At 30.9% G+C, this 26,987-nt stretch carries 17 protein-coding genes and 1 tRNA gene; 7 read left to right on the top strand and 11 right to left on the bottom strand.

Features of this window, described 5'->3' with window-relative positions; translation table 11 throughout:
* Nucleotides 1–41: 41 nt before the first annotated feature.
* Both LXD69_RS07925 and LXD69_RS07930 read left to right on the top strand, forming a co-directional pair.
* The gene (locus LXD69_RS07925; protein WP_246918647.1) at nucleotides 42–1,274 is read left to right on the top strand and encodes an OmpP1/FadL family transporter; all 1,233 of its coding nucleotides are present in this window, start codon (nucleotides 42–44) and stop codon (nucleotides 1,272–1,274) included.
* A gap of 17 nt (nucleotides 1,275–1,291) precedes the next feature.
* Nucleotides 1,292–2,953 carry an SGNH/GDSL hydrolase family protein gene (locus LXD69_RS07930; protein WP_246918649.1) on the top strand — a complete coding sequence of 554 codons (1,662 nt, stop codon included), beginning with the start codon at nucleotides 1,292–1,294 and terminating at the stop codon, nucleotides 2,951–2,953.
* Between the two features lie 318 nt (nucleotides 2,954–3,271).
* Here the strand turns inward: LXD69_RS07930 and LXD69_RS07935 are convergent, their stop codons facing one another.
* From LXD69_RS07935 to LXD69_RS07975, 9 genes are all read right to left on the bottom strand, one after another.
* Nucleotides 3,272–4,492: a BaiN/RdsA family NAD(P)/FAD-dependent oxidoreductase gene (locus tag LXD69_RS07935; RefSeq protein ID WP_246918650.1), complete on the bottom strand. Its 1,221-nt coding sequence runs from the start codon at nucleotides 4,490–4,492 to the stop codon at nucleotides 3,272–3,274.
* A gap of 35 nt (nucleotides 4,493–4,527) precedes the next feature.
* Nucleotides 4,528–5,205: a glycerophosphodiester phosphodiesterase gene (locus LXD69_RS07940; RefSeq protein ID WP_246918651.1), complete on the bottom strand. Its 678-nt coding sequence runs from the start codon at nucleotides 5,203–5,205 to the stop codon at nucleotides 4,528–4,530.
* Between the two features lie 69 nt (nucleotides 5,206–5,274).
* Nucleotides 5,275–6,699 (bottom strand): alpha-amylase family glycosyl hydrolase, encoded by a 1,425-nt coding sequence (locus LXD69_RS07945; RefSeq protein WP_246918652.1) that lies wholly within the window; start codon nucleotides 6,697–6,699, stop codon nucleotides 5,275–5,277.
* Nucleotides 6,700–6,710: 11 nt separating this feature from the next.
* The gene (locus tag LXD69_RS07950; protein WP_246918654.1) at nucleotides 6,711–8,363 is read right to left on the bottom strand and encodes an alpha-amylase family glycosyl hydrolase; all 1,653 of its coding nucleotides are present in this window, start codon (nucleotides 8,361–8,363) and stop codon (nucleotides 6,711–6,713) included.
* A 1-nt stretch (nucleotide 8,364) separates the two neighbouring features.
* Entirely contained in the window at nucleotides 8,365–10,737 is a 2,373-nt protein-coding gene (locus tag LXD69_RS07955; protein WP_246918656.1) for a TIM-barrel domain-containing protein, read from the bottom strand.
* Nucleotides 10,738–10,788: 51 nt separating this feature from the next.
* Nucleotides 10,789–13,098 (bottom strand): glycoside hydrolase family 65 protein, encoded by a 2,310-nt coding sequence (locus LXD69_RS07960; protein ID WP_246918658.1) that lies wholly within the window; start codon nucleotides 13,096–13,098, stop codon nucleotides 10,789–10,791.
* Nucleotides 13,099–13,100: 2 nt separating this feature from the next.
* Entirely contained in the window at nucleotides 13,101–13,757 is a 657-nt protein-coding gene (gene pgmB / locus LXD69_RS07965; protein WP_045969095.1) for a beta-phosphoglucomutase, read from the bottom strand.
* A gap of 4 nt (nucleotides 13,758–13,761) precedes the next feature.
* Complete coding sequence (locus tag LXD69_RS07970; protein ID WP_045969093.1) at nucleotides 13,762–15,129, bottom strand: MFS transporter; 1,368 nt, start codon at nucleotides 15,127–15,129, stop codon at nucleotides 13,762–13,764.
* A gap of 203 nt (nucleotides 15,130–15,332) precedes the next feature.
* Nucleotides 15,333–16,352 carry a LacI family DNA-binding transcriptional regulator gene (locus tag LXD69_RS07975; protein WP_045969091.1) on the bottom strand — a complete coding sequence of 340 codons (1,020 nt, stop codon included), beginning with the start codon at nucleotides 16,350–16,352 and terminating at the stop codon, nucleotides 15,333–15,335.
* Between the two features lie 226 nt (nucleotides 16,353–16,578).
* Here LXD69_RS07975 and LXD69_RS07980 point away from each other — a divergent pair, with 226 nt between their 5' ends.
* The 5 genes from LXD69_RS07980 to LXD69_RS08000 all read left to right on the top strand — a co-directional run bounded on the left by LXD69_RS07980 (nucleotide 16,579) and on the right by LXD69_RS08000 (nucleotide 25,710).
* Nucleotides 16,579–19,521 (top strand): SusC/RagA family TonB-linked outer membrane protein, encoded by a 2,943-nt coding sequence (locus tag LXD69_RS07980; RefSeq protein WP_246918660.1) that lies wholly within the window; start codon nucleotides 16,579–16,581, stop codon nucleotides 19,519–19,521.
* 10 nt (nucleotides 19,522–19,531) lie between these two features.
* Nucleotides 19,532–21,127: a RagB/SusD family nutrient uptake outer membrane protein gene (locus LXD69_RS07985; protein WP_045969325.1), complete on the top strand. Its 1,596-nt coding sequence runs from the start codon at nucleotides 19,532–19,534 to the stop codon at nucleotides 21,125–21,127.
* Nucleotides 21,128–21,150: 23 nt separating this feature from the next.
* On the top strand, nucleotides 21,151–22,290 hold the full coding sequence (locus tag LXD69_RS07990; protein ID WP_246918662.1) for a SusE domain-containing protein: 1,140 nt from the start codon (nucleotides 21,151–21,153) through the stop codon (nucleotides 22,288–22,290).
* A gap of 60 nt (nucleotides 22,291–22,350) precedes the next feature.
* On the top strand, nucleotides 22,351–25,194 hold the full coding sequence (locus LXD69_RS07995; RefSeq protein WP_246918664.1) for an alpha-amylase family glycosyl hydrolase: 2,844 nt from the start codon (nucleotides 22,351–22,353) through the stop codon (nucleotides 25,192–25,194).
* A gap of 72 nt (nucleotides 25,195–25,266) precedes the next feature.
* A complete protein-coding gene (locus tag LXD69_RS08000; protein WP_052705230.1) occupies nucleotides 25,267–25,710 on the top strand; it encodes a hypothetical protein in 444 nt (147 codons plus the stop codon).
* Between the two features lie 183 nt (nucleotides 25,711–25,893).
* On the opposite strand, the gene LXD69_RS08005 is transcribed toward LXD69_RS08000, so the two are convergent.
* Nucleotides 25,894–25,975 (bottom strand) — tRNA-Leu (locus LXD69_RS08005).
* 142 nt (nucleotides 25,976–26,117) lie between these two features.
* Nucleotides 26,118–26,972: an acetyl-CoA carboxylase, carboxyltransferase subunit beta gene (gene accD / locus LXD69_RS08010; RefSeq protein ID WP_045969083.1), complete on the bottom strand. Its 855-nt coding sequence runs from the start codon at nucleotides 26,970–26,972 to the stop codon at nucleotides 26,118–26,120.
* Nucleotides 26,973–26,987 lie beyond the last annotated feature (15 nt).

Below are 26,987 nucleotides of genomic sequence, written 5' to 3' on the forward strand. Positions count from 1 at the left end.
AGATGATAATAAAATCAAAGAAAACTAACACATTTTAAATTATGAGAAAATTACTTTCTTTAACATTAATGGCTTTAGCGAGCTCAACTGCTTTTGCGGGCGGTTATAGAGTAAGTATTCAAGGTCAAAAGCAATTAGCTATGGGACATACAGGTGTTGCTGTAGTGAATAGTGCTGAGGTTGCTTTTTTTAACCCAGCAGGTATGGCATACTTAGACAAAAAGTTTAACTTGTCAGTAGGAGCAAATGCTTTGTTCTCAAAAACTAGATTTCAAAATTCAGAATATAATTGGACAGCTAGTAGTGATAATGTTGGAACTCCTTTTAATGTTTATGCAACATATAAATTAAACGATTGGTTAACGGCTGGTTTAGCAATTTATACACCTTATGGAAGTGCTGTAGAATGGGATCAAGATTGGCAAGGAGCACATTTAGTAAATAATATTGATTTACAAGCAATATTTATTCAACCTTCGATATCTATAAGAGTTGGAGAGCACTTTAGTATTGGTGGTGGACCAATTTATGCAACAGGATCGGTTAATTTTAATAGAAATCTTCAGCCTGCTGGTGGATTTTTAGGAAATGCAGATGTAACTATCGATGGTACAGGTATTTCTGCATGGGGATATAATGTTGGTATGATGTTTAACCCAACAGAAGATATTAGATTAGGATTAAACTACCGTTCAGAGATCACAATGGAAGCTCGTGATGGGGATGCTACTTTTGCAGATGTTCCAGCGGTGGCTCAAGGTATCTTTTCAAATACAAAATTTGATGCTGATTTACCTTTGCCTGCTGAATTAACAGTGGGATTCTCTTATAAAGTAACTGATAAGTGGTTGGTTGCATTTGATTATAATTACGCTTTATGGAGTGCTTATAAATCATTAGATGTTGATTTTGAAAAACCAGAAATTCCAGATTCACATAATCCTAGAAATTACAAAAATTCTAGTACATATAGATTTGGTACTCAGTATATGGCTAATGATAAATTTACTTTTAGAGCAGGGTATTATATAGATGAAAGTCCAGTTCAAGATGGTTATTTTGCTCCTGAAACACCAAGAAATGATTCAATGGGATTCACAGGTGGATTAACGTATCAGTTTACTAACAAATTAGGAGTTGATTTATCATTCTTATATTTACATTTTGACGAAATTGATAATTCTTACGATTATTATCCTGATGGAAGTACTTTTGGAGGTACTTATAAATCATCGGTTTTTTCTCCAGGAATAGGTGTAACATATAATTTCTAACCTTAAACAAAATGAAAATGAAAAATAAATTTATATATTTAGCTATTCTGGCGGTTGGTTTTACATCATGTGAACCAGAATTTGAAAATGATGTAGATGCAGATTATACTTCAGGTGAAGCAGATTTCTCTTCTTATGTTGCTATTGGAAATTCTTTAACTGCTGGTTATATGGATGGAACAGTTTATAAAAGTGGTCAAATGAACTCTTTTCCTAATTTATTGGCGCAAAAATTTGCTTTAGTAGGTGGTGGTGCTTTTACTCAACCGTCTTATGAAGATGATGTTAATAATTTAGGAGGATTTGTTTTAGGAGGAAATCCTATAGTTGTAGGTGGAGTTAATCAATTTAAAACAAGATTGGTTATCGATGCTTCTGAAGGAAGACCTGAAAATATAAACGGAACGTCTACTGTAGAAATTTCTGATTTGCAAGCAACGGCTTATAATAATATGGGAATTCCTGGAGCAAAATCGTTTCATTTAGGAGTTCCTGGATATGGAAATATCGCAGGTGTAGCCTTAGGTCAAGCTAATCCATATTTTGTTAGACATGCAACTTCTGCGAGTGCAACTGTTCTAGGAGATGCAATGACTAAAAATCCAACTTTCTTTACAAACTGGATTGGAGCAAATGATGTGTTATCTTATGCTACAAATGGTGGAGCACAAGCTGACGGAATGACTGCTGCAATTGATAATAATGAAACTAATAATACTAATCCAACAACTTATGGAGGAAATGATATTACACATGTAGGTGTTTTTGCAAGTGTATATACAGGGATAATAAATACTTTGACTTCAAGTGGAGCAAAAGGAGTGGTAGCAACAATTCCAAGTGTAACATCTATTCCTTATTTTACTACCGTACCTTACGCACCTTTGACAGCTCAAGGACTGGGTAAGCCTTTAGTTCCTCCTGGAAGTGATTTAGCAACTCAAATTGCAGCAGGGACAGCAGTAATAAATCAATTGAATGCTCAATTGTATGGACCTTTAGATGGAATTTTTACTGCATATGGAGAGCCAAATAGACTTAATCTTTTATCAACGACTTCTGCTAGTCCAATATTGATTTATGATGTTGATGCAACTGATAGATCAAATGAAATTACAGCAGCTTTGACTTCTACTTTTGGTCCTGCTCTTGCGGCTGAAATAGGGCAAGCTTTTGGAAAAGCACGTCAAACTACAGCTAATGATTTGCTTGTTTTGCCAGCTTCTTCTGTAATTGGTACTCCAAATACAAATGCTTCTGGAAATTTAGCAGGATTAAATTTAAATTTAAACGGTGTGTCATATCCGATTGCAAATAGATGGGTGTTAACAGCTAATGAAAAAGCAAAAGTAGCTAGTGCAATAACAGGATATAATAATGCAATTGTGTCTATTGCGGCTTCTAAAAATTTAGCAGTTGCAGATATGAATGCAATTTTAGGACAATTAGTTACAGGTCTTAGAGTAAGTTCAGGGCAAATTTATACAGCAAATTATTTCAGTGGTTCTGCAACTGAAGGTGGTGTTTTATTCTCGTTAGATGGAGTGCATCCTAATGCTCGTGGTTACGCAGTTATAACTAACGAAATTATTAAAGTAATAAACCAACATTATGGTTCAAGACTTCCGTTATATTATGTTTCTAGTTTTAATGGGATTAATATAGTTCCTGTGAATTAAATAAAGTATAAAATTAGAATTAAAAATATTTTATAAAAAGTTTATTTTTGATAATAATGAGCCCAATATTTTATTGGGTTCATTTTATTTGATTTAGATTCTAAAATTGTTGTTAAAATAATAATTTCATTCGGTAAGTTTTTTTTATATTTTTATTTTAGGACGAGTCAAAGACGGTGATACTCCCTATCAACCCCGTATATACCCCTTATCAAAGTCGTAGTTGTGGTACCCTATGGCTTATTTTCTTTTGAGGTTTTTAGTGAAAAATAAAAAAATCACAAAAATGAGATGAAAAGAATTTTACTTATGAAGAGGCTAATTTTTTTGTGAAATAGCATTGCTAATAATGAAACCACCAGTCCAAGCATTTTGAAAGTTGAAACCACCAGTAATGGCATCAATGTTTATAATTTCACCAGCAAAAAAAAGATTAGGAAATAATTTGCTTTCCATTGATTTAAAATTAACTTCTTTTAAATCAATTCCTCCAGCAGTTACAAACTCTTCTTTAAAAGTACTTTTTCCATTTACTTGAAATTGACCATTAGTTAATTGCTCAGCTAAAGAGATTAATTGTTTTTTGGAAATATCAGCCCATTTTTGTTCGTTCATTATTCCAGAAGCATGGGTTAAACTATCCCACAATCGTTTTGGAAAGTCAAAAGGACAAAATTTTGAAATTAGTTTTTTATTATGGGTTTCTTTTAATCCTTTTAGATCTTCTAAACATTCTTCAAATGTTATATCGTTTAACCAATTTACCTGAAGTATAAATTGATACTTTTTATCAAATAATGTTCTGGCTCCCCATGCAGAAAGTCTTAAAATACCAGGGCCACTCATGCCCCAATGTGTAATTAATAATGGGCCAGAGGATTTTAAATTAGTTCCTTTTACTTTTACAGAAGCTAGAGCAGAAACACCCATTAAATCCTTTATTCGTGAATCTTTAATGTTAAAAGTAAATAAAGAAGGTACAGGTGGAATAATAGTATGCCCCATTTGTTCTATTATGTCCCATATTTTAGGATTACTTCCAGTTGTCATCACAATTTTTTCACATAGAAATACATCATGATTCGTTTCAACTTTCCAATAATCATCATGCTTGAAAATAGATTGCATACTTTGATTTGTAAGTATATCAATGTTTAATGTTTTGGTTGCATTTAAAAAACAATCAATTATAGTCTGAGAAGAATCTGTAATAGGGAACATTCTTCCATCTTCTTCAATTTTTAATGACACTCCATGCTTTTCAAACCATTCTATTGTGTCGCCAGAACAAAATTGATGAAATGGTCCTTTTAATTCTCGCTCTCCTCTAGGGTAAAACTTTACTAACTCATTGGGAATAAAACAAGCATGGGTTACATTACATCGTCCTCCACCAGAAACGCGAACTTTAGAAAGAACCTCTTTTCCTCTTTCTAAAATGGCTATTTTTAAAAAAGGATTTTTCTCAGCAATGTTTATGGCTGTAAAGAATCCTGCTGCACCACCACCAACAATTATAATATCGTATTTTGTATTCATTTGAGCAAAAGTTATTTTGAAAAGGAAATGGTTCGTTATATTCTATCTGGAAAATCAGAAATGATACCGTCAATGTTGTATTTTTTAACATGTTCAATATCTTCAATTTCATTAACCGTCCAAGTATTAATTTTTAATCCTTTTTCTTTTGCAAAATTACAATTATCTAGGGTTAATAATGAAAAATGAGGATGAATATAATCAGCTTTAAATTCAATTGCCCAGTCTATTGCTTGCTCTACACTAGTTTGCGTTAAAATAGCAAGTGGTATGTTTTTATTTTGAGTACTAAATTTTGAGAGTTCATCATATTGAAAACTTGAAATAATGAAATTCGAATAGTGCCAATTTTTGTTTTTTGTATATAATTCAACTAAATTTAAAACAGCTTTAGCAGTATCGTGTCCTTTTAATTCAATATTGACATTGCATCGTCGATCTATAAAATCTAATACCTCTATTAGCGTTGGAATTTTAAATTTTTCATTAATTCTTAGCTTTTTGAGTTCTTCTAGCGATGATTTAGAAATTTCACCTTTTCCATTTGTTAATCGTTCTAATGTAAAATCGTGAAAGACGATTAATTCTCCTGTTTTGCATACATGTACATCGAGCTCAATAGCATCAACATTTAAATCGATTGCTTTTTGAAATGATTCTAATGTGTTTTCAACAGTGTATCCTTTTGCACCTCTATGTCCTATTTTTTGCATATTCAAATGTATAAAAAAAGCACGAAAACTATTAAATAGGATTCGTGCCTTATTAAAATAAAATAAGTTTTACTCTAAAATCAAGAATTGCCATGGCTCTAGCTTTATCTTTCCTCCCTTATTAATTGTTATTGTATTGTTGTGATATAGATCTTTAAAAGCACCATTAATATCTATTGTAAATTCCTGAATATTATTTGATAGATTACCAATAAATAGTATTTTTTCATTGTTTTTTTCGCGCTCAAAGGCTAAAATTTCTTCACTTAAAGAGGCGTTTATTTTTTTATATGAAGCGCTCTTTTTTCCTCCATTGAGTGCTGTTTTTTCAGTTTTTATTTTCCCTAATTTCGTAAAAATGTCCCAATTTTTTCCTTTTATTTTTGGAATGGAATCTTTTTCAAAGAATTTTAAACGATGATTTAAATCATATTCGTCACCACTATAAATTAAAGGCATTCCTGGTGTTAGATAAGAAAGTGCAATCATAAGTTCTGAAGCATCTCCTAATCGCTCATTTAGAGTTCCGTTCCAAGAATTTTCATCATGATTGTCTACAAAATTCATTAAAATGTCATCAGATTCATAGTCATTCACTCTTTTTTCAATATAAGCATCCCAATTTTTCACGTTGTTTTCTCCTTGCGCTATTTTATTCATAACATGATGTCCGTCCCAAGCATAACACATATCAAATAAATTGTCTTTTAATAATTCTGGTTCCCAAGCTTCGGCTAACATAAAAATTGACTTTTCTTTACGCAATTGAGGAATGGATTTTTGCCAAAAAGAGGTAGGAACCGAACCTGCAACATCGCAACGAAATCCATCTATGTTTTCATTTTTCAACCAATATTTCATGTCTTCTGTCATTGCTTTTTGTAGCCCTTCATTTGAATAATCTAAATCGGCAACATCAGTCCAATCTGTTCCTTCAGGGTGTGTGATTTCACCTTTATTATTTTTGGTGTAAAATTCGGGATGCTCTTTTAACCAAATATGATCCCAACCAGTGTGATTAGGAACCCAGTCTAATATTACATAAATCCCGTTTTCATGTGCGGTTTTGACTAATTCTCTAAAATCTTCTATGGTTCCAAATTCAGGATTAATAGCTTTGAAATCGGATACGGCATAATAGCTTCCTAAATATTTTTTTTGTTCATTTTCTGGCATTTCTGATGCAAACTTGCTGTTTTCTCCACCTGTAGCTTTTCTTTTTGTTTCAGAAATTGGAAAAATAGGCATAAGCCAAATAATTTTTACACCTAATTCTTTTAATTGAGGAATGTCTTTTGTGAATTGTGTAAAAGTTCCTTCAGGAGAATATTGTCGAATATTTGCTTCATATATTATTGCATTTTCAGTTATTTCTGGCGAAAATTGGGCAAACTCTTTAACTTCTTCGATTATTGGTTTTTCAACTACTTTATTGTCTTTCTTGCAACTAAATAAAAAAGCAAGAAAGAATGTTGATACAATTATTTTTTTCATTTGGTTCTATTTTATGGTTCTATTTTTTCTAGTAATACGATATTGAAATCAGTGTTTAATAGTGCTTTTCCATTTTTTATTTTGGTAACCTTACCTGAATAGGCATCTTTTACTGTTTCTCCATTTTTAAATATTGATCCTACAGAAATTTCTTTTTCTCCTTTTGGGATATCTAAAACAATAATTACCTCATCTTTAAAATTTTCTTTAACGTAAATTCTGCTAAATGTATAAGGAATTACTGTTATTAGTTCATGTTTTCCTGCTCCAATTGATGGGTGATTCTTTCTAAATTGACCTAGTTTTTGATAATGTGTTAGAATTTCTTTTGTTTTAAGATTAGTCTCAATATCATTCCAATTCATAAAAGAACGTAATGTTGCGTCTCCTGTAGTACCTAATATTTCTAGTGAGCGAGCTGTTTCATCTCCATAATAGATTTGAGAAATTCCTGGAGTTAATAAGAGTTTTGTTCCAGCTTCAATACTTTTTTCTCTTTTTTTGTCAAACGGTTCTCCATCATCATGAGAGCTGGTGTAATTCATTATACTAAACCCTTTTAAGTCAGAATGCAAAATGTTAGAATAGTTTGAAAAAATTTCTTCATAGGGTTTTTGAGCATCTGTTTTAAAATCAAAATTGATTAAGCTGTTAAAACCATTCGAAAAATAATCTACTTTTTTATCTCCAAAATCATAAAGTTTTTTGCCTTTTATTCCGTAACCATATACTTCACCAACTAAAAAAAAGGAGTTATTATCTAGTACTTTTGTTGGGTTTTTTTGTTTAAATAAATCAAATTTAGATTGACATACTTTAGAAAAATCAGTCCAAACATCTTCATAAGTATGTTTTACAGTATCTACCCTGTAACCATCAATTCCAAAATCTACAATGTAATCAGAAAGCCATTTCATGATGTAATATTTTGGCGCTCTTGGATAACCTGTTTCGTTGAAAAAAGCATCTAATTCTGCCATTTCTTGCTCGTATCGTCCTTCCTTTTTCCATTTTTCCATTAATATAGAAGGCAATGCTACAGATTCGGTATTTTCTGTTAAAACATCAGGTAAGTTTTCAACCAAAGTGCAATTAATATAGTTGTTATATGAATCATAAGTACATTTTGGAATTGTTCGTACCCAATCGTTCGGATAAACTTCATCTATGTCGGTTACAGGACCAGTATGGTTGATAACAGCATCTAATACTATTCGAATTCCTTTGGCGTGTGCTTTTTCTACTAATTCAGATAAATCATCTTTTGTGCCAAAATTAGGATCTAAAGCAGTCCAGTCTTTTGTCCAATAGCCATGAAACCCATAAGTATCTCCAGAACCTTCATTAACGGAACCGTGGATTTGTTCTACTATTGGAGTCATCCAAATAGCATTAATTCCTAAATCGGTAAAGTAGCCTTCTTCTATTTTTTGTATTATTCCGCGAATGTCACCTCCTTCAAAACCACGTAATTTGCTAGTAGGTTTATTTCTATTTAAAGTGTTGTCATTTAATGTATCACCGTTATTGAATCTATCTGTTAAAAGAAAATAGACATTAGCAGCTTCCCAAACAAATGGAGTTTCTGTTTTTGGAACTACTTTTTTATCAATACAGCTTAAAAAAGAGATGAATAAAGTTAATAATAGAATGTTCTTTTTCATTTTAAAATTGTATTTCAATTTGAACTTTTTTATCGTGTTTTAGTTTTGTTCTGATTTCTAAAATATCAAGAGTAGAATTCCATTTGTATTTTGCTTTTTTTCCGTTTATTCTTAAGCTTTTAGGTTTTTTGAAAATAGCATGAATTTTTAAAGAAATTTCTTTGCTTGTATTTGGAATAAATTCGTAATCCGATTCTAGTTTAATGTCTAGTTTTTCTTCTTTAAACTTACTTCTAAAGGTTATTTTTTCAAATTCTCTATTTTCAATTGTATTTGCAGAATTGCCATTATCATTAAATAGTTTTCCCGAAGAACCTTTCATCGTGTCATCAAAATAGAAATGTAAATCAAATTGATTTAAGCTGTAATCATTTGTGGTTTGAACCAGTTTTGCCATTGGAATAAAACTACCACCACGAACAAATGTTGGAATATTATTTTCATTCAGTTCTACGGTTTGTGTTGTTCCGCCTTCATATTTTTTTCCTGTGTAGAAATCATACCAATTAGCTGTTTTAGGAAAATAAATGTCTTTTGTTTTTTGACTTGCTTCTATGATAGGGTAAATAAGGAAGTCATTTCCCCATAGATAACCATCAGATTTAGTTAATAAGCTAGTATTATCTTCTTCTTCAAAGAATAATGGGCGCATTAAAGGTTTTCCAGTTTGTGTATTTTCAAATGCTAAATTGTAATTATAAGGAAGTAATTGATAGCGTAACTCAATAGCTTGTTTTGCTAAATTTTTTGTTTTATCACTTCTAAAAACAGGTTCAGAAGGAACATCTTCTTGTGCATGTGGACGAAAAATAGGATTGAAAACACCATATTGTAGCCAACGAATATATAATTCATCATCTAAATTAGCCCCCGCAAAACCACCTAAGTCAGAATGCATATAAGCTAAACCTTGCATTCCCATTTGTAATGCAATTTCAGTTTGACCAGATAAACCGCCCCAAGTTCGATTAACGTCTCCGCTCCACGGAATCATGCCATAACGTTGAGAACCTGCTGCACCAGCTCTCATTAAAATAAAAGGTCTTTCATTAGGGAAATCTTTTTGATAACCTTCATAAATAAGTTTTGCCCATTCGTGTCCATAAATATTATGCACCTCATCTGCTTTTCCTGCAATTGTATTAGCATAAGAAGGAAAAACTTCGGGTTCACCTAAATCGCCCCAAATTCCAACTATACCTTTATGATGTAGATCTTTGTAAATATTCCAAAACCACTCTTTTCCTTCAGGTTTAAAAACATCAATAAGACTAGTATTCCCAAAATAAAAGTCCCAAATTGCTGGAGAACCATCTGAATTTATGGTTAGAATGTTTTTGTTTTTAGTCTCTTCCCATTTTTTAGAAGTTGTTAAAATAAAAGGTTCTGTTACAGTAATAGTTTTGATACCTCGTTTATGAAAATCGGATACCATTTTTTCAAAGTTTGGGAAGCTATCTCTAAAAACTTCCAAATTTCCCATAGTTCCTTTAATTTCTTTTCCAAACCAGTATAAATCTAGTATTATAGCATCTACAGGAATTTTTTCGTCTTTGAATTTTTGAATGACTTTTTTTGCTTCTGTTTCAGAATGATAACCAAATCGTGAAGAGAAATTTCCTAATGCCCAGCGAGGTGGCAAAGGTTGTCTACCTGTTAGTAAAGTGTAATTAGAAATTAAGTCTTCCCAATTGTCGCCTACAATGATTTGATAAGTCTTTTTGCCAGAAATGGCTTCATAAGTTAAAGTGTTATTTTTTTGACTATCTAAATCAAGATAACCAATAGGAGCATTGTCAAAATGAACCATGTATTTTTTTGATGAAATAACAATTGGTAAGGTAAAATTCATTAATTCAGACTTACTTTCATAACCATAATGAGCTCTATTGTATAATTGTAAACGATTTCCTCTTCGGTTCATGCCCAAAACACGTGCTCCACCACCATATAAAATTTCATCAGAAGTCAGGTTAAAATCGAGTGTTTCTACCGAATCTTTTTTAATGTAACCGTTTTTTTCAGAAAGGATAAGCTGTTTGTTGTTGTAATAAAAAATTTGAAAAGGTGATTTATGAACTTGAATTTGAATGTTTTTTGTAGTTAGCTCAAATGATTCTTGAGATTCGGAAACTTTTGAATGTGTATTTTCTGGTTTAAGAATTACACTATGAGAAATAGGATTGTATTTTTCGTTTTTAGGTATAAATGAGGTTTCAATTGTTGAATTGTTTAGTATGGTAATTTTATATTCTCCATCAGATACTTCAATGTTTAATCCGTTTTTTGTCCATTCATGATTTAAGTATTCTCTATTTTTATTTTGACTAAAAATGTAGGTTGTGAAAAGTAAAAAGAAAACTATTTTTTTCATGGTGTTAATTTTAAAAAACCTGTCTGATTGCCCAATCAGACAGGTTGATTATTATATTTTAACTAAATTATTAGGCTCAACTAAAATTTCTTTGTCAAAAACAAACACTTTAATTGGAGTTTTACCTTCTAATGAAAATTGAGTTTCATGTTGAGTAACTTCAACTTTAATAATTTGGTTTCTAAAGTTAATTTTGAATGAATAGGCTTTCCATTGTGAAGGAATTCTTGGTTCAAAATGAAGCGTATTATTTTTAATTCTCATTCCTCCAAAACCTTCAACAATACTCATCCAGGTTCCAGCCATAGAAGTTATATGTAATCCTTCATGAACTTCTTTGTTATAATCATCTAAATCTAAACGTGATGTTCTTAAATAAAATGTATAGGCTTGTTCCATTCTTCCTAGAACAGCAGCTTGAATAGAGTGAACACAAGGAGAAAGTGAACTTTCATGAACAGTGAATGGTTCGTAAAAATCAAAATGTTTTTCTAATTGCTCTTTAGTAAAATGATCTTCAAAGAAATAAAATCCTTGTAAAGTATCTGCTTGTTTTATATATGGAGAACGCAAAATTCTATCCCAAGACCATTTTTGATTAATCGGTCGTTGTGTTTTGTCTAAATCAGCAACTTTAACAAGTTCTTTATCTAAGAAACCATCTTGTTGTAAAAACACATTGTGCTCCTCGGAGTATGGAAAATACATGTTGTTTGCAACTTGTTTCCAAGAGTCTAATTCGGTTTTAGTTAGATTTACTTTATTAACAATTCGATTGTAATCTGAATTATAATCTGAATTTACTTTTTCAATTTGTTCGTAAGTATAATCAATACACCATTTTGCAATATAGTTTGTGTACCAATTATTATTTACGTTGTTTTCATATTCATTTGGTCCAGTAACACCTAAAATTACATACTGATTTTTTTGAGTTGAGAAAGTAGCTCTTTGATGCCAAAAACGAGCAATCCCAATTAGCACTTCAAGTCCTTTTTCTGGAATATAAGAGTAATCTCCTGTGAAACGATAGTAGTTGAATATTGCAAATGCAATGGCTCCATTTCTATGAATCTCTTCAAAAGTAATTTCCCATTCGTTATGACATTCTTCTCCATTCATTGTTACCATTGGATATAGAGCAGCACCGTTTTTAAAACCTAGGTTTTTTTCAGCATTTTCAATTGCTTTATCTAATTGATTGTAACGATATTCTAATAAATTTCTAGCTACGGTTTGATCTTTGGTAGCCATATAGAACGGAATACAATAAGCCTCTGTGTCCCAATAAGTAGAACCACCATATTTTTCTCCTGTGAATCCTTTTGGACCAATATTTAAACGAGAATCTTTTCCTAAATAAGTTTGATTTAATTGGAAGATATTAAAGCGAATGCCTTGTTGAGCTTTTACATCACCATCAATAGTAATGTCGCTCATTTCCCATATTTTTGCCCAAGCTTCTTTTTGCAGTTCTAGTAATGCATTAAAACCTAATGTTGTTCCTTTTTCTAAAACTTGCTTTGCTGCCTTGATTAATTCGTTTTCATTATGGTTTGTTGAAACAGTATATCCTCCTAGTTTTTCAATAGCAACCGTCTGATTTTTTGGAGCAGCTATTTCGTATATAAATGAAATGTCTGATTCTCCTTTTTTAACATTAGTTGGTTCTATGTTTGCTTTTATATTGTCTATTAGGATATTATTTTTCATAAATGTAGCAACACTAAACTTTGTTTTTAGAGTTCGTGCTACAATAAAAGCTTCATTATTTTCACTCTCAATATCTAATGTTTCCCAGAATTTTTCTTCCCAGTTGGTGTCTTCATTTTCAATTCCAGCATCGAGATAAGGTTTAAATATTATTTTAGCATCTGAATTTATAGGCGTAACCTCATATTTTATAGCACCTAATTCATCAATGTCTAAAGAAAGAAAGCGAAGTGTTTTTACTTTTATTTCAGTTTTGTTTTTTAGAATTACATTGAAAGTTCGGCTATACCAACCTTCTTTCATGTTTAATTCTCTACGGAAATTTTTAATTTCGCAAGTTGCTAAATCTAAATCTTCACCATTTATTACTACATTAATTCCAATCCAGTTTGGAGCATTTAATACTTTAGCAAAATATTGAGGATATCCGTTTTTCCACCAACCTACTTTTGTTTTGTCAGGATAATATACTCCTGCAATATAACTACCTTGAAAGGTGTTACCAGAATATTGTTCTTCAAAATTGGCACGTTGTCCCATAGCACCATTACCAATACTAAATAAACTTTCTGATGATTTTACTTTATCGATTTCAAATCCTTCTTCAATAATCGACCAATTATTTGGCACAATATAATCCTGATTCATTTTTATCTATTCACTAAGTTGTCTATAAAATTTATATCTATATGAGTAAAATCGGGAAACACAAATTGTGCTTCGTGTAATACTCTTTTGTCTCCAATCCCTATGCTAATCATGTTTGCAATATTTGCAGCTTGAATTCCAGCTAAAGAATCTTCAAAGACGATGCAGTTTATAGGATTGTTATTCATTTTTTTTGCTCCTTGAAGAAAAACTTCAGGATCTGGTTTTGCATTGGAAACATCATTTCCATCTACAATAGCATCAAAATAATGAATGATGTTTGTTTTTTCTAAAATAGGTCGTGCGTTTTTGCTTGCACTTCCTAATACGATATCTTGGTTGTTTTCTTTTAAAAAATTAAGAACCGATATAACGCCGGGTAATATTTCACTTTCATCTATTTCATTGATATAGGATAGATATTCGGTGTTTTTTTGAACAAGCCAAATGTCTTTCTCTTCCTGAGATGCTTTGATGTTTCCTAAATTTAAAATCAATTCTAATGATTTTACTCGGCTTACACCTTTTAGTTCTTCGTTATGTTCGGGCGTAAATTCAATTCCTAATTGACTTGCTAATCGTTGCCAAGCTAAAAAATGATATTTTGCAGTATCAACAATAACACCATCTAGGTCGAATATGAATGTTTTTTTATTCATTTTTTTATTCAATTTGAAAACTAATTGCTTTTTTTTCTGTAATTAAAAAGTTGCATAATCCTGCAAGTATTAATGAAGCTCCTGCTAATGTCATAGGTGCTATTGCAGTATTTCCAAATATTTTGGATACATAGTTTATTCCTCCTAAGGCTGCAATAATTTGTGGTATTACAATAAACATATTAAATAACCCCATCATCATTCCCATTTTCTTTTCATTAACAGAACTTGAAAGCATAGCGTAAGGCATGGATAAAATACTTCCCCATGAAATTCCAATAAGTATAAATGATATATTTAAGTAGAAAGGGTTTTCAATATATTTCATTATAATAAAACCAATTCCTCCAAGTATTAAGGAAAACATGTGAATGTATTTTCTGTTTATCCTAAATCTGGAAGTATAAAAAGTTAGTAATAATGCAAACCCCATAGAAGAAAGACCATAAATTCCCATAGCAGAACCTACTGAATCAGCTGCTGTTTGATATTTGGCTCCAGCTTCATTAAATTGTGCTAATTGAGAAGAATCTTCTAAATTGTAGTTTTTTTCTATTGGTGCTGGTGCTTTAAAAACATGTTCTGTTAATGAAGGAGTAGCTAAACTCCACATTGTAAAGAAAGCAAACCAACTGAAGAATTGTATGATGCCTAGTTTCTTCATTGTAGATGGCATTTCTTTAATAGAGACGAACAAATCTTTAATAAAACGAGAATCTTCTTTTTCTTTTTTAAATTCTTCTAAGTCTTCGGGAGGATATTCTTTGGTGGTAAAAATAGTGTACAAAATACTGACCAAAAAAACAAAACCTCCAATGGCAAATGCAATTTTAACGGACATGGGAATAATTCCTGGAGCAGCTTCATTGCTAATACCTAATGTTGTCATTAACCAAGGTAGATTACTTGCAATCCATGTTCCAATTCCTATAATTAAGGTTTGCATTACAAAACCATAAGATCTTTGAGAATCGGGAAGTTTATCAGCGACTAAAGCTCTAAATGGTTCCATACTTATATTGATAGAAGCATCTAAAATCCATAGAAAGCCTGCTGCAATCCATAGTGCGGGAGAATAGGGAACAAAAAATAGTGTTATGGAAGATAAAATTGCCCCTAGCAAAAAATAAGGTTTTCTTCTTCCTAATCTAGAATGCCAAGTATTATCACTTAAATAGCCAATGATTGGTTGAACAATTAGCCCTGTTAAAGGTGCAGCAATCCATAAAAGAGGAATCGCATCTTTCTCAGCTCCAAGTGTTTGAAAAATTCTAGACATAAACCCTCCTTGAAGGGCAAAACCAAATTGTATTCCTAAAAAACCGAAACTCATGTTCCAAATTTCCCAGAAACTTAATTTACGCTTTTCCATGTATCGTAATGTGTTAATTTAGTACTTACGATAAGCGTTTAGCTTATCAAAACTTTGTTTTTTAGAAGTGAAATACAAGCTTTGATATAGTACAAATATAGTTTTTATTTTAAATTAAAAATTTTTTATTCCACTTTTTTTATGTTGAAATATATTTTTTTAAAATTTTAAAATATTGATTTTAAGGTGTTTATGGTAAACTATTACGTTTTCGTAGATTCTCTTTTTATAAGATTAGTTTCTATTACTTCAGTACGATAACGCTCGTCTTCTTCCTCATTTTCTAATCTTTCAATAAGCATTTCTGCTGCTTTTCTTCCCATTTTAACACCGTTTTGACTAACTGTTGTTATGGTTGGAGTTGAAAATTTAGAAATAATTCCATCTGTAAATGCAATAACCGACATGTCTTCAGGAATTTTAATTCCTTTTTTCAAAGCTGCTTTTATAGCAACTACAGCAAACAATTCATTTACTGCAAAAATGGCATCTATTTTATTTTCATTAAGTAATGGGTCAATTATATTAGAACAGTTTTCTATATCTTCAATTTTTACAATTAAATCATTATTAATTTCAATTGCATTATCTTCTAAAGCCTTTAAATAGCCATCTGTTCTTAATTTTCCAACACTTACATAATCTACAGTAGTAATTAAGGCTATTTTTTTTCTCTTTTCTTCAATTAAGAAACTTACAGCTTGATAAGCAGCAAGTGAATCATCAATAATAACTTTGTCTGTAAGTATTTCGTTTGCAATTCTATCAAACATAACAATAGGCATTCCTTGGTTGATTACCTCTTGTAAGTGATGAAAATCTTTTTTTTGTTGCGTTTCTTTTGATAAAGACATAATAAAGCCATCAGTACTTCCATTTGCTAGCATTTCTAAATTGATAACTTCCTTGTCAAAAGACTCATCAGATAAGCAAACAATTACATTGTATCCTTGTTCGTTTGCGACTTGTTCAATTCCACTAATAACAGTAGCAAAAAAATGATGTACAATTTCAGGAATTATAATTCCAATAGTTTTTGTTTTTCTATTTTTTAAACTTAATGCAATATTATTGGGTTTGTAATTATATAATTTTGCAAATGCTTGAACTTTTAACCTTGTGTCTTCACTTATTTCAGAGCTGTTTTTCAAAGATTTAGAGACTGTTGAAATGGAAACATCTAATTCTTTTGCTATTTGTTTTAAGGTTACTTTTCGTTTCATGCAATTTTAACTAAAATTCAATATTTTTAATAAAAGTACTTTTATTTTTCTAGTATCGCAATTTTAACACTAATTTCTGCTTGTTTTAATAAAGTTTTCAACACGAAAACGTTTTCGGTAAGTGTTTGGGAAAGGTTTATTTTTTTAAACCACTTTTTTACATAAATTTAACATTAGAAGTGATTTATAAGCATAATAATTTTAAAGTTTAACCTAAATAAAATGTATGAAAACATTACAAAAAAAGTTATTATTTTTCATGCTTATCTTACCCATAGGAATGTTTGCACAAAACATTTTAAAAGGAACTGTAATAGAAAGTACGACACAGCAGCCATTGCCTAGTGTGAATATAGCAGTAGAAGGTAATAGTACTGGAACGGCTACAGATTTTGACGGAAATTTTACACTATCTAATCTAAACAAAGGAGATAAAATAATTTTTACTTATCTCGGTTTTGTAAAACAGACTATACTATATAACGGACAAAAAGAGATTACAGTATATTTAGTTGAGGATACAAATCAACTAGAAGGGATAGTAGTAATTGGTTATGGAACTGTTAAGAAAAAAGATGCTACAGGAGCTGTAACTACATTAAAAGCCAGTGAGTTTAATAAAGGAACAGTAGTTACTGCTGAAAATTTATTAAATGGTCGTGTAGCTGGTTTAACGGTGAATACAAGTGGTGCACCAGGATCAGGTTCGGAAATTAGAATTAGAGGAGGATCTTCTTTATTTGCTTCAAATGATCCATTAATTGTGATAGACGGATTGCCAATTGAGAATAGTTCAAATACAGGTTCTACATCAATATTAGCAGGATTAAATCCAAGCGATATTGAATCGTTTACCGTTTTAAAAGATGCTTCTGCAACTGCCATATACGGATCAAGAGCATCAAATGGAGTTATTATTATTACAACTAAAAAAGGAGGAAAAGAACTGAATGTTGATTATAACGTTCAATATGCCACAGGAAAATTAGTGAAAAAAGTAAGTGTTTTTTCTGCTGATGAGTTTAGAGATGTTGTAACTGCTCAATTTCCAGAAGGAGTAGGACTATTAGGAAATGCAAATACAGATTGGCAGGAAGAGATTTATAGAAAGACAGATTTTATAGATAATAATATTTCTGTGAGAGGAAATCTTTTTAATAAAATTCCTTCAAGATTATCATTGGGAAATACATATCAAGAAGGATTAAGGCTTACAAATGAGTTTAATAGAAATACCATAGGAGTTGCTTTAAACCCAAGCTTTTTAGATAATCATTTAAAAATTAATGTTTCTGCAAATTATGCAAATGAAAGAAATCGATTTGCTGAGGGTGTTGAGGGTGCAGCATTACGATTTGATCCTACACAACCAGTATATGATGCTAATTCGTATTATGGTGGTTTTTTTGAATATTGGAATCAGGCAACCAATCCTTCTAATGCTGAATTAACACCAAGTGTAGTAAGAAATCCAGTTTCTCAATTGCTGCAAACAAATGATAGAGGAATTAATAATAGATTATTCGGAAATTTTGAAATAGATTATAAATTTCATTTTCTACCAGATTTAAGAGCTGTAATAAATCTTGGATTTGATGAATCAAAAGGAGAGAGAACTAAAATTGTTTCCCGTTTCACAGGATCATCACCAAATAATGATAATAGAACATATGGCGCAAATGAGTTTACTGACGAAAACAGAAAAAATAAATCTTTAGATACTTATTTTAATTATAAAAAACAGTTTAATTCATTGGAAGTTGATGCTACTGCGGGATATTCATATCAAAAATTTGAAGGAAGTAAGTTTACAACTGGAAACATTAATCAACCTAATTATACTAGTGCAATTGCAGATGTTGATACTTTTGCTGATATCGTTTTAATAGGCTTTTTTGGAAGAACAAACTTTACATATAATGATAAATATATTTTAACACTATCTTATAGAAGAGATGGATCTTCTCGTTTCTCTAAAGAAAATAGATGGGGTAATTTTCCAGCCGCAGCTTTTGCATGGAAGTTAAAAGAAGAATTTTTACAAAATTCTAAGTTTGTAACCGATTTAAAATTAAGGTTAGGGTATGGAATTACAGGCCAACAAGATATTAATGACAGGCTTTCTTACCTGCAGCAATATGTGACAGGAAATAATCAATCTCAATATTTCTTTGGTAATCTTCCAAATCCAATAGCTGTTTCAACTCCATATAATCCTAATTTAAAATGGGAAGAAACCACAACATATAATGTTGGGTTTGATTATGGATTATTTAATAATAGAATCACAGGAACAATAGATGCTTTTTATAAAAAATCAGAAGACTTATTAGTAAGATCGGCTTTGCCAGATGGAGGGAATTTTTCAAATAGAGGATTCCAAAATATAGGAGATATGACTATAAAAGGAATTGAATTTGCGATAAACGCTGTTGTTGTTGAAAAAGATAATTTTAAGTGGGATGTTAATTTTAATGCTACAAAATTCGAAAGAAGAATTGATGAATTAGCATTAGATGCAGATATATTTATTGGAGGTATAGGTTCAGGTACTGGTGGAACAGCACAAATATATAGAGAAGGGTTTACTCCATATTCTTATTATGTGTATAAACAATTATATAACACAAATGGACAACCAATTGAAGGAGCTTATGCTGATTTAAATGGAGATGGTATTGTAAATGGAGACGATAGATATATCTATAAAAATCCAGATCCAGATGCTACTTTTGGTTTCGCTTCTTATTTAAATTATAAAAATTTAGATTTCTCATTTAATATGAGAGCAAGTGTAGGAAATAGGATCTATAATGCAGTTAATGCAGGAAGAGCTCAATATGATTTGTTAAACCAACAATCATCTGCATTAGGAAATATTCCTACATCAGTTTACGATACAGGATTTAATACATCAGCCGATGTTATTTTATCAGATATATATATTGAAAACGCATCATTTTTAAGATTAGACAACGTTACAATAGGCTATACTTTTCCTAAATGGTTAGAAGGAAAAGCATCATTAAGATTTTTCACAGGTGTTCAAAATGCATTTGTGATAACGAAATATTCAGGACTAGATCCTGAAATAACGAATAACGGAATAGATAATACCATTTATCCTAGACAAAGATCTTTCTTATTTGGTGCAAACATTAAGTTTTAAAAAAATGATTATGAAAAATAGTAAGTATAATTTAATAACATTAATCTGTTTTTTGTTCCTGTTTATTTCATGTACAAACGACTTAAATGTTACTCCAGAAGATGATGATGTATTTACTGCTGACGAATTTTATTCTCAGCCAGGAGCTTATAAGCAAGCATTAGCAGGTGTTTATGGGAATTTATCTTTAACAGGAACTGGTGGCGCAGAATCTTCTTTTCTAGAAGGGGTTGATGCAGGGACAAGTCAGTATGGAAGATGTCTTTGGTATATGCAAGACTTAACAGCTGATCAAATAATTTGGAGCTATGAAAATGATCCAGGTACAAGAGAACTACAACGAAATATATGGTCTGCGGATAATCCTATTATTTTAGGAATGTTTAGTAGAACAATGGTTGAAGTAGCAATTGCAAATGAGTTTTTAAGACAATCATCTTCAGAAAAATTAAATTCAAGAGGTATAACTGACGGTGTTGAGGTTGCTAATATTAATTTATATAGAAATGAAGTTAGAGTGTTAAGAGCTTTAGCATATTATAATTTAATGGATCTATATGGAAAAGCACCTTTTATTACAGAAGACGATCCTATTAATTTTCAAGGACCAGAATATAATAGACAGCAACTTTTTGATTTTATTGAATCTGAAATTAATGCTGTTTTACCAAATCTAAAAGATCCAAGAACTAATGAATATGGAAGACTAGATAAAGCAGTCGCAAACATGATTTTGGCAAAAATGTATCTTAATGCAGAAGTATATATAGGGCAAAATAGATATGTAGATTGTGTCACAAAATGTAATGACATTATAAACGGAGGATATACCTTAAATACAAATTATTTAAATAATTTTAAAAAAGATAATGATACTTCTCCAGAATTAATTTTTACACTTCAATCTGATGCTATAAATACTCAAAACTATGGGCCAACTACTGTTTTGTGTAATGGACAAGTAGGTTCTATTGAATCAAATGGAGACGACTTCGGAGTAGGTGGTTGGGGAGGAGCAATACGATTAAGAAAACAATTTTCCTTAATTTTTAGTGATCCAATTTTTGATAATGATACTAGAAACACAATTATTTCTGCTAATAGAAGTATTGAAATAACAAATATTGCAGATAAAGACCAAGGATTTGTATTTGGGAAATATTCGAATATCTCGTCAACAGGTGTGTCAGGATCAAATACAACTTTTGTAGATACCGATTTTCCTTTATTTAGATTAGCAGATGTATATTTAATGTATGCTGAATGTGCTGTTAGAGGAGCTTCAAATGCAACAATGACAGATGCAGTTACTTATGTGAATTTGTTAAGAGAAAGAGCAAATAACGGTGCAACTAATGCTAATATTACCAATGCAGATTTGAATTTAGACTTTATTATTGATGAAAGAGCCAGAGAATTATATATGGAATCTCACAGAAGACAAGATTTAATCCGATTTGGAAAATATACAGGAGGAAGTTATAACTGGGTGTGGAAAGGAAATGGTTCTAATGGAATTGCACTTCCAACTCATTTAAAAGTTTTTCCAATTCCTACTGCTTCTTTAGCTTCAAATCCTAATTTGACTCAGAATACAGGGTATTAAAATATCAATTAAAATTATTAAAAATGAAAAATATATTTAAAACATTTATAGCTTTAAGCTTAATTTTAAGTTTGAATGCTTGTGAAGATGAACAAGATTTATTAATTGTAAGTTCTCAATCTGAATCATTTAGAATTGTAACTCCAATTAATAATGAATCTGTAATTTTAAATGAAGGAACTCCTACAAATCCAGGAATTTCTTTGACTTGGGAAGCGGCTACTTTTGGAGTGCCAACTGAAGTTACATATACCGTTCAATTAGCACCAAATGGCTCTGATTTTAGTGATGCTCAAGACTTAGGAACAACAAATAATAAATTTATTTCAATTCCTACTAATCAGCTAAACTTAGCAGCTTTAATTGCAGGAGCAACACCATTTGTTCAAAGTGCTATTGATATTAGAGTTAAGGCATCTGTTGGTACAACTGATGCTGAAACAGTATATTCAGATGCTATTACTTATTTAGTTACAGCTTATGGCTGTTTAGGTCAGTATGCCGTAGGTACTGCAATAACATCAACAACAGGATGGAACTGGTCTTCTCCTTTAAATTTAATATGTAATGACAATGTACTTTCTTCAAGAACTAATTTAGAGAATGGGGCATTTAGATTTTTTACTGTTTCAGGAGATTGGAATTCAGGAAGAAATTATCCATATTATACAGGTTTAGGGTATAAAATTGTGAGTGTACTTGAAAATGCAAATGATAGTGATTCAAATTTTAGTTTTACTGGAACACCTGGAACATATAGAATAAAAATTGATGAAAATCAAAAAACTATATCGATAGCAAACAGTACAGTTAGCTCTGGTATAGAGCCAACATCTCACTGGTTAGTAGGAGCAGCTACACCAGGAGGTTGGAGTTGGGCAGATGATAGTGAAACTGAATTCCCAATTGTTTCAGATGGAATATATGAAGTTCCTGTTGCTCTTACTAATAATGAGACATTCAGAATCTTTTTAGGAAATAATGGTGGAGATAGTTGGGGAGAAGGAAGTAGAAATTTTCCTTGGTATGTTTCAAACGGATATACTATAGATTCAGAATTAGAAAATGCATTTGATGGAGATAGTAATTTTAAATACACAGGACCTACAGAGTTACGTTTGTTTAAAATTAACTCAAATACAAAAACGATCACAATTGAATAATTAGAATAAAAAGAATAGAGCTATATGAATAATATGGCTCTATTTTTAATTATAAGAAATATGAAAAAAATTTACTTACTACTATTTATTGTTGCTAGCTTTTCAGGGTTTTCTCAGATTTCTTGGCAAGGTGGAATTACACCCGAATCAGATCAAGTGGCAACCATTCTTTTCGATAAAGCAGGGACAGGCTTGGCAAGTTATTCAGGAACTATATATGCTCATACAGGAGTTACAGTTGATGATACCCCTTGGCAAAATGTTATTGGAAACTGGGGAGATAATGGAGCTCAACCTTCGTTAACATTAGTGTCAGGAACGATTTATAAATTAGAGATTACACCTTCTATTCAAGATTTTTATAGTGTTGTTTCTGGAACAATTTCAAAAATTAATATTGTTTTTAGAAGCGATTCAGGAACTCAGCAAACAGGAGATTTAGAATTGAATGTTGGAGCTTTTATGTCTAATTTAACAGCGCCAGTACTTAATTCAACAACAATTATAAATTCAGGAGAAAGCTTATTTATAGAAGCTAATAATAATAACGGGAATGCTAATTATAACTTAAAAGCAAATGGTATTTCTATAGATATGGTTAATAATGTTGCTACCTATTCATTTAATCACATTAATATCTTAGAAAATCAAAGTTATGACTTAGAAATTACACAAGGAGCTATTACACAAACAAAATCATTTTCTGTCATCGTAAATCCTTCAACGATTACTGAAGCAATGGCATCTGGATTAGAAAATGGGATTAATTATAATATAACAGACTTTACAAAGGCGACTTTAGTGTTAGAAGCACCAGGAAAAGATTTTATTTATGTAGCAGGAAGTTTTAATAATTGGCAGCCTGATGCATCTTATGCAATGAAAAAAGATCCTGTTTCAGAGAAGTTTTGGTTAGAAATAACAGGATTAATTTCAGAACAAATAGAGACATATCAATATTGGGTAGTAGATGAAACTCCTATTGCGAATTCTCCTGCTTTGGTTAAAGTTGCGGATCCATGTTCAACATTAGTACTATCACCTTATGATGATCCTTGGATTTCATCAACTTCTTTTCCTAATTTACCAACATATCCAGTTGGGCAAGAACGAGAAGTAACAGTTCTTCAAACAGGACAAACTCCTTATAATTGGCAAGTAACAAACTTCAATAAACCAAATAAAGATAATTTGGTAGTTTATGAATTATTGGTTCGTGATTTTGATGCAAATAGAAACTTTCAAGATGTAATCGATAGGATAGATTATCTTAAAAATCTAGGTATTAATGCCATTGAATTAATGCCTGTGATGGAATTTGAAGGCAATGAAAGTTGGGGATACAATACTTCTTTTCATATGGCATTAGATAAATTTTATGGAACAAAAGATAAATTAAAAGAATTAATTGATTTATGCCATCAAAATGATATTGCCGTTATTCTAGATATTGCTTTTAATCATGCATTTGGAAGAAATCCTATGGTTAGAATGTGGATGAATGATCCAGATGGTGATGGTTGGGGAAATCCAAGCACAGAAAATCCTTATTTTAATACAATTGCAACACATAGTTATAGTGTAGGTGAAGACTTTGATCATTCCTCTACATTTACTAGGGATTATGTAAAACAAACACTTAAATATTGGATAAATGAATTTAAAATTGATGGTTTTAGATGGGATTTAACTAAAGGGTTTACTCAGAATGCTACAGGAAGTGATGCTTTAACAAATCAATTTCAACAAGATAGAGTAGATGTATTGAAAGAGTATGTAGATTATTCTTGGAGTATAGATGATACTCATTATGCTATTTTTGAACATTTAGGGTCAGATGGAGAAGAACAAGAATGGGCAAACTATAGAATAGCAGAAGATAAAGGTATTATGATGTGGGGAGAACTATTTAGTTCTTATAAACAATTAGCAATGGGATATGCTTCAAATGCAAGTATTTCTAGAATGGGACATGTGAGTAGAGGATTCACAGGAAAAAGATTAATCGGATACTCAGAAAGTCACGACAAAGATAGATTAATGTATGAAGCTGTTACTTATGGTGAAGCAAGTGGAAATGCTCCTGTAAATGGGAATCTAAATAATGCATTAAATAGAATGGGAGCAATAGGAGCTACTAGTATTTTAATTCCTGGGCCAAAAATGCTTTGGCATTTTCAAGAATTAGGAATGGATGATTCTATTTATACTTGTTCAAATGGTAGTGTTAATTCCGAATCCGATGCTATTTCAGGAAATTGTAAATTGGATACAAAACCGCAACCACAATGGGCGGAAGATTGGTTAGCAGATCCAATTAGGAGTACTATTTATCAAAAATATGCTAGACTAATTAATTTGAAAAAAAGTGAAGCTGTGTTTAATGGGGAATATGCTATAAGTCCTGAAGCGGGTGATAATTTAAAACAACGAATTTATATTTATGACAATTCAATTCCTGCAACTGAATTAAAAAATGTTGTTATTTTGGCTAATTTTTCAGTATCAGACGCTAGTATAATTCCAGACTTTCCTTTTACAGGGACTTGGTATGATTTAATGGATGATACTCCTTATGTTGTAACAAATGCAACAACTCCAATTACAATTCCTGCGGGACAGTTTCGAATATTTGGGAATCAGTCTAGCGTTTTGTCATCAAGTAATTTCGAAGTAGAACAAAGTTTAGTGATTTATCCTAATCCTACTAAAAACACAGTTTCAGTATCATCTGAAATTGAGAAAATGGAAGTTTATACTCTTTCAGGACAATTAATAAAACGTTTTGAAAATATTTCGGTAAATAAAGAGTTGAATATCCAAGAATTACAACAAGGAATGTATTTAATAAAAGCTTTTTATAATGCCACTAATTTTGTAACAAGAAAAATAGTAAAAGAATAAACTTAAGTTTAGTACTTTTAAAAAAAGTAGAGTTCTGTTATACTATAAAAGCTTTTTTAAAGTTATAATAAAATGAAGAAGTATATTTTAATTTTAATAAGTATAGCCTTTGTAGCTTGTAAATCAGGGGTAAATACAGACTTTAGAGATGACTTTAGAGGAGTAAATGATGCAGAAAAAAAAGAATTCTTAAAAAAGAATAACGGATTATCGGAAGAGAGAAGTATTCTCTTATTGACTCAAGGATTTAAAGGTGAAAAGATTATAGTAAAACAAAAAGATAAAAACATTTATTCATCTTATCCTATAACAAACCTTAATACTCGAATTGCTGATTATCTTAGTTTTAATAATCAAAGCGATATAATAGTTTATGATAACTATACGAAACAGGAAATAGTAATAGGAACTAAAAATGCAAAAAAATATAAATTTATCTATTTAAAAAAAGAGTATAAAGGAGAAGTAGTAAAATTTAAAATTACATTTAGTAATACATTACGTCCTCTAGAGTAAGTGTTTATTTTGTAAATAAGTACTATCTTTTTATAAAAAACGATTTCAATTTAGAAATGCGTAAAAAAAAACAGACAGTTACAGAATCTCTAGGATTATTTCTTAGAGATTTTTTTATTTAAAAAATCAATTATTATGAGCTTTTGTATAAATAAAAAAAGCTGAACAGTGTTCAGCTTTTTGTGCGGGTAAAAGGACTCGAACCTTCACACCTTTCGGCACCAGATCCTAAGTCTGGCGTGTCTACCAATTTCACCATACCCGCATGGGTTATAATGTGGGTGCAAATATAATTATTTTTTAATACAATCAAAAAGGTTAGAAGTAATTTATTTATTTTTTTTGAAAGATTTTTTCTGGTATTACAGATAAATAAAAAGAGCTAGTAATTTACTAGCTCTTTTTATTTATCTAACGTCTTGATTAAGAATTAAATCTAAATATAAATTGATCTTGTTTTTAAGTTCTTTTCTATGTGAAATAAAATCTAAGAATCCATGTTCTAAAAGAAATTCAGATGTTTGAAAACCATCTGGCAGGTCTTTTCCTGTTGTGTCTTTTACAACACGTGGTCCAGCAAATCCAATAAGGGCTCCTGGTTCTGCAATATTGATGTCGCCTAACATTGCATAAGATGCAGTTGTTCCTCCTGTTGTAGGATCAGTACATAAAGAAATGTAAGGAATTTGTGCATCTGCTAATTGTGCTAGTTTTACAGATGTTTTGGCTAATTGCATTAATGAATATGCAGCTTCCATCATACGTGCTCCACCAGATTTTGAAATCATTACAAAAGGTATCTTATTTTGAATAGCATAATCAACACCTCTAGCTATTTTTTCACCAACAACAGCTCCCATTGAACCACCAATAAAGGCAAAATCCATACAAGAAACAACTAAGTCTTTTCCTTTTGATTTTCCAACAGCAGTTCTAACAGCATCTTTTAATTTCGTTTTTTCCATAGCATCTTTTAAACGATCGCTATATTTTTTAGTATCTTGAAATTTAAGAGGGTCTTTAGATGTCATTTTTGCATCTAGTTCTTTGAATTCATTATTGTCAAACAAAATTTCGAAGTACTCTGCACTACCAATTCTTACATGGAAATCATCTTCAGGACTTACCCAAAGATTTTTAGCTAATTCTTCAGTGTCAATAATTTTCCCAGTTGGAGATTTATACCATAATCCTTTTGGTACATCTTTTTTATCTTCCGTTGGGGTTTGTATCCCTTTTTCTTTTCTTTTAAACCAAGCCATATTTTTAATGTTAGC

Source organism: Flavobacterium sediminilitoris (assembly GCF_023008245.1).
Classification (GTDB): Bacteria; Bacteroidota; Bacteroidia; order Flavobacteriales; family Flavobacteriaceae; genus Flavobacterium; species Flavobacterium sediminilitoris.

What these genes read in the sequence shown, in the direction of transcription:
- LXD69_RS07925 (WP_246918647.1), top strand. Translation starts at nt 42, where the DNA reads ATGAGAAAATTACTTTCTTTAACATTAATGGCTTTAGCGAGCTCAACT.
- LXD69_RS07930 (WP_246918649.1), top strand. Translation starts at nt 1,292, where the DNA reads ATGAAAAATAAATTTATATATTTAGCTATTCTGGCGGTTGGTTTTACA.
- LXD69_RS07935 (WP_246918650.1), bottom strand. Translation starts at nt 4,492, where the DNA reads ATGAATACAAAATACGATATTATAATTGTTGGTGGTGGTGCAGCAGGA.
- LXD69_RS07940 (WP_246918651.1), bottom strand. Translation starts at nt 5,205, where the DNA reads ATGCAAAAAATAGGACATAGAGGTGCAAAAGGATACACTGTTGAAAAC.
- LXD69_RS07945 (WP_246918652.1), bottom strand. Translation starts at nt 6,699, where the DNA reads ATGAAAAAAATAATTGTATCAACATTCTTTCTTGCTTTTTTATTTAGT.
- LXD69_RS07950 (WP_246918654.1), bottom strand. Translation starts at nt 8,363, where the DNA reads ATGAAAAAGAACATTCTATTATTAACTTTATTCATCTCTTTTTTAAGC.
- LXD69_RS07955 (WP_246918656.1), bottom strand. Translation starts at nt 10,737, where the DNA reads ATGAAAAAAATAGTTTTCTTTTTACTTTTCACAACCTACATTTTTAGT.
- LXD69_RS07960 (WP_246918658.1), bottom strand. Translation starts at nt 13,098, where the DNA reads ATGAATCAGGATTATATTGTGCCAAATAATTGGTCGATTATTGAAGAA.
- pgmB (WP_045969095.1), bottom strand. Translation starts at nt 13,757, where the DNA reads ATGAATAAAAAAACATTCATATTCGACCTAGATGGTGTTATTGTTGAT.
- LXD69_RS07970 (WP_045969093.1), bottom strand. Translation starts at nt 15,129, where the DNA reads ATGGAAAAGCGTAAATTAAGTTTCTGGGAAATTTGGAACATGAGTTTC.
- LXD69_RS07975 (WP_045969091.1), bottom strand. Translation starts at nt 16,352, where the DNA reads ATGAAACGAAAAGTAACCTTAAAACAAATAGCAAAAGAATTAGATGTT.
- LXD69_RS07980 (WP_246918660.1), top strand. Translation starts at nt 16,579, where the DNA reads ATGAAAACATTACAAAAAAAGTTATTATTTTTCATGCTTATCTTACCC.
- LXD69_RS07985 (WP_045969325.1), top strand. Translation starts at nt 19,532, where the DNA reads ATGAAAAATAGTAAGTATAATTTAATAACATTAATCTGTTTTTTGTTC.
- LXD69_RS07990 (WP_246918662.1), top strand. Translation starts at nt 21,151, where the DNA reads ATGAAAAATATATTTAAAACATTTATAGCTTTAAGCTTAATTTTAAGT.
- LXD69_RS07995 (WP_246918664.1), top strand. Translation starts at nt 22,351, where the DNA reads ATGAAAAAAATTTACTTACTACTATTTATTGTTGCTAGCTTTTCAGGG.
- LXD69_RS08000 (WP_052705230.1), top strand. Translation starts at nt 25,267, where the DNA reads ATGAAGAAGTATATTTTAATTTTAATAAGTATAGCCTTTGTAGCTTGT.
- accD (WP_045969083.1), bottom strand. Translation starts at nt 26,972, where the DNA reads ATGGCTTGGTTTAAAAGAAAAGAAAAAGGGATACAAACCCCAACGGAA.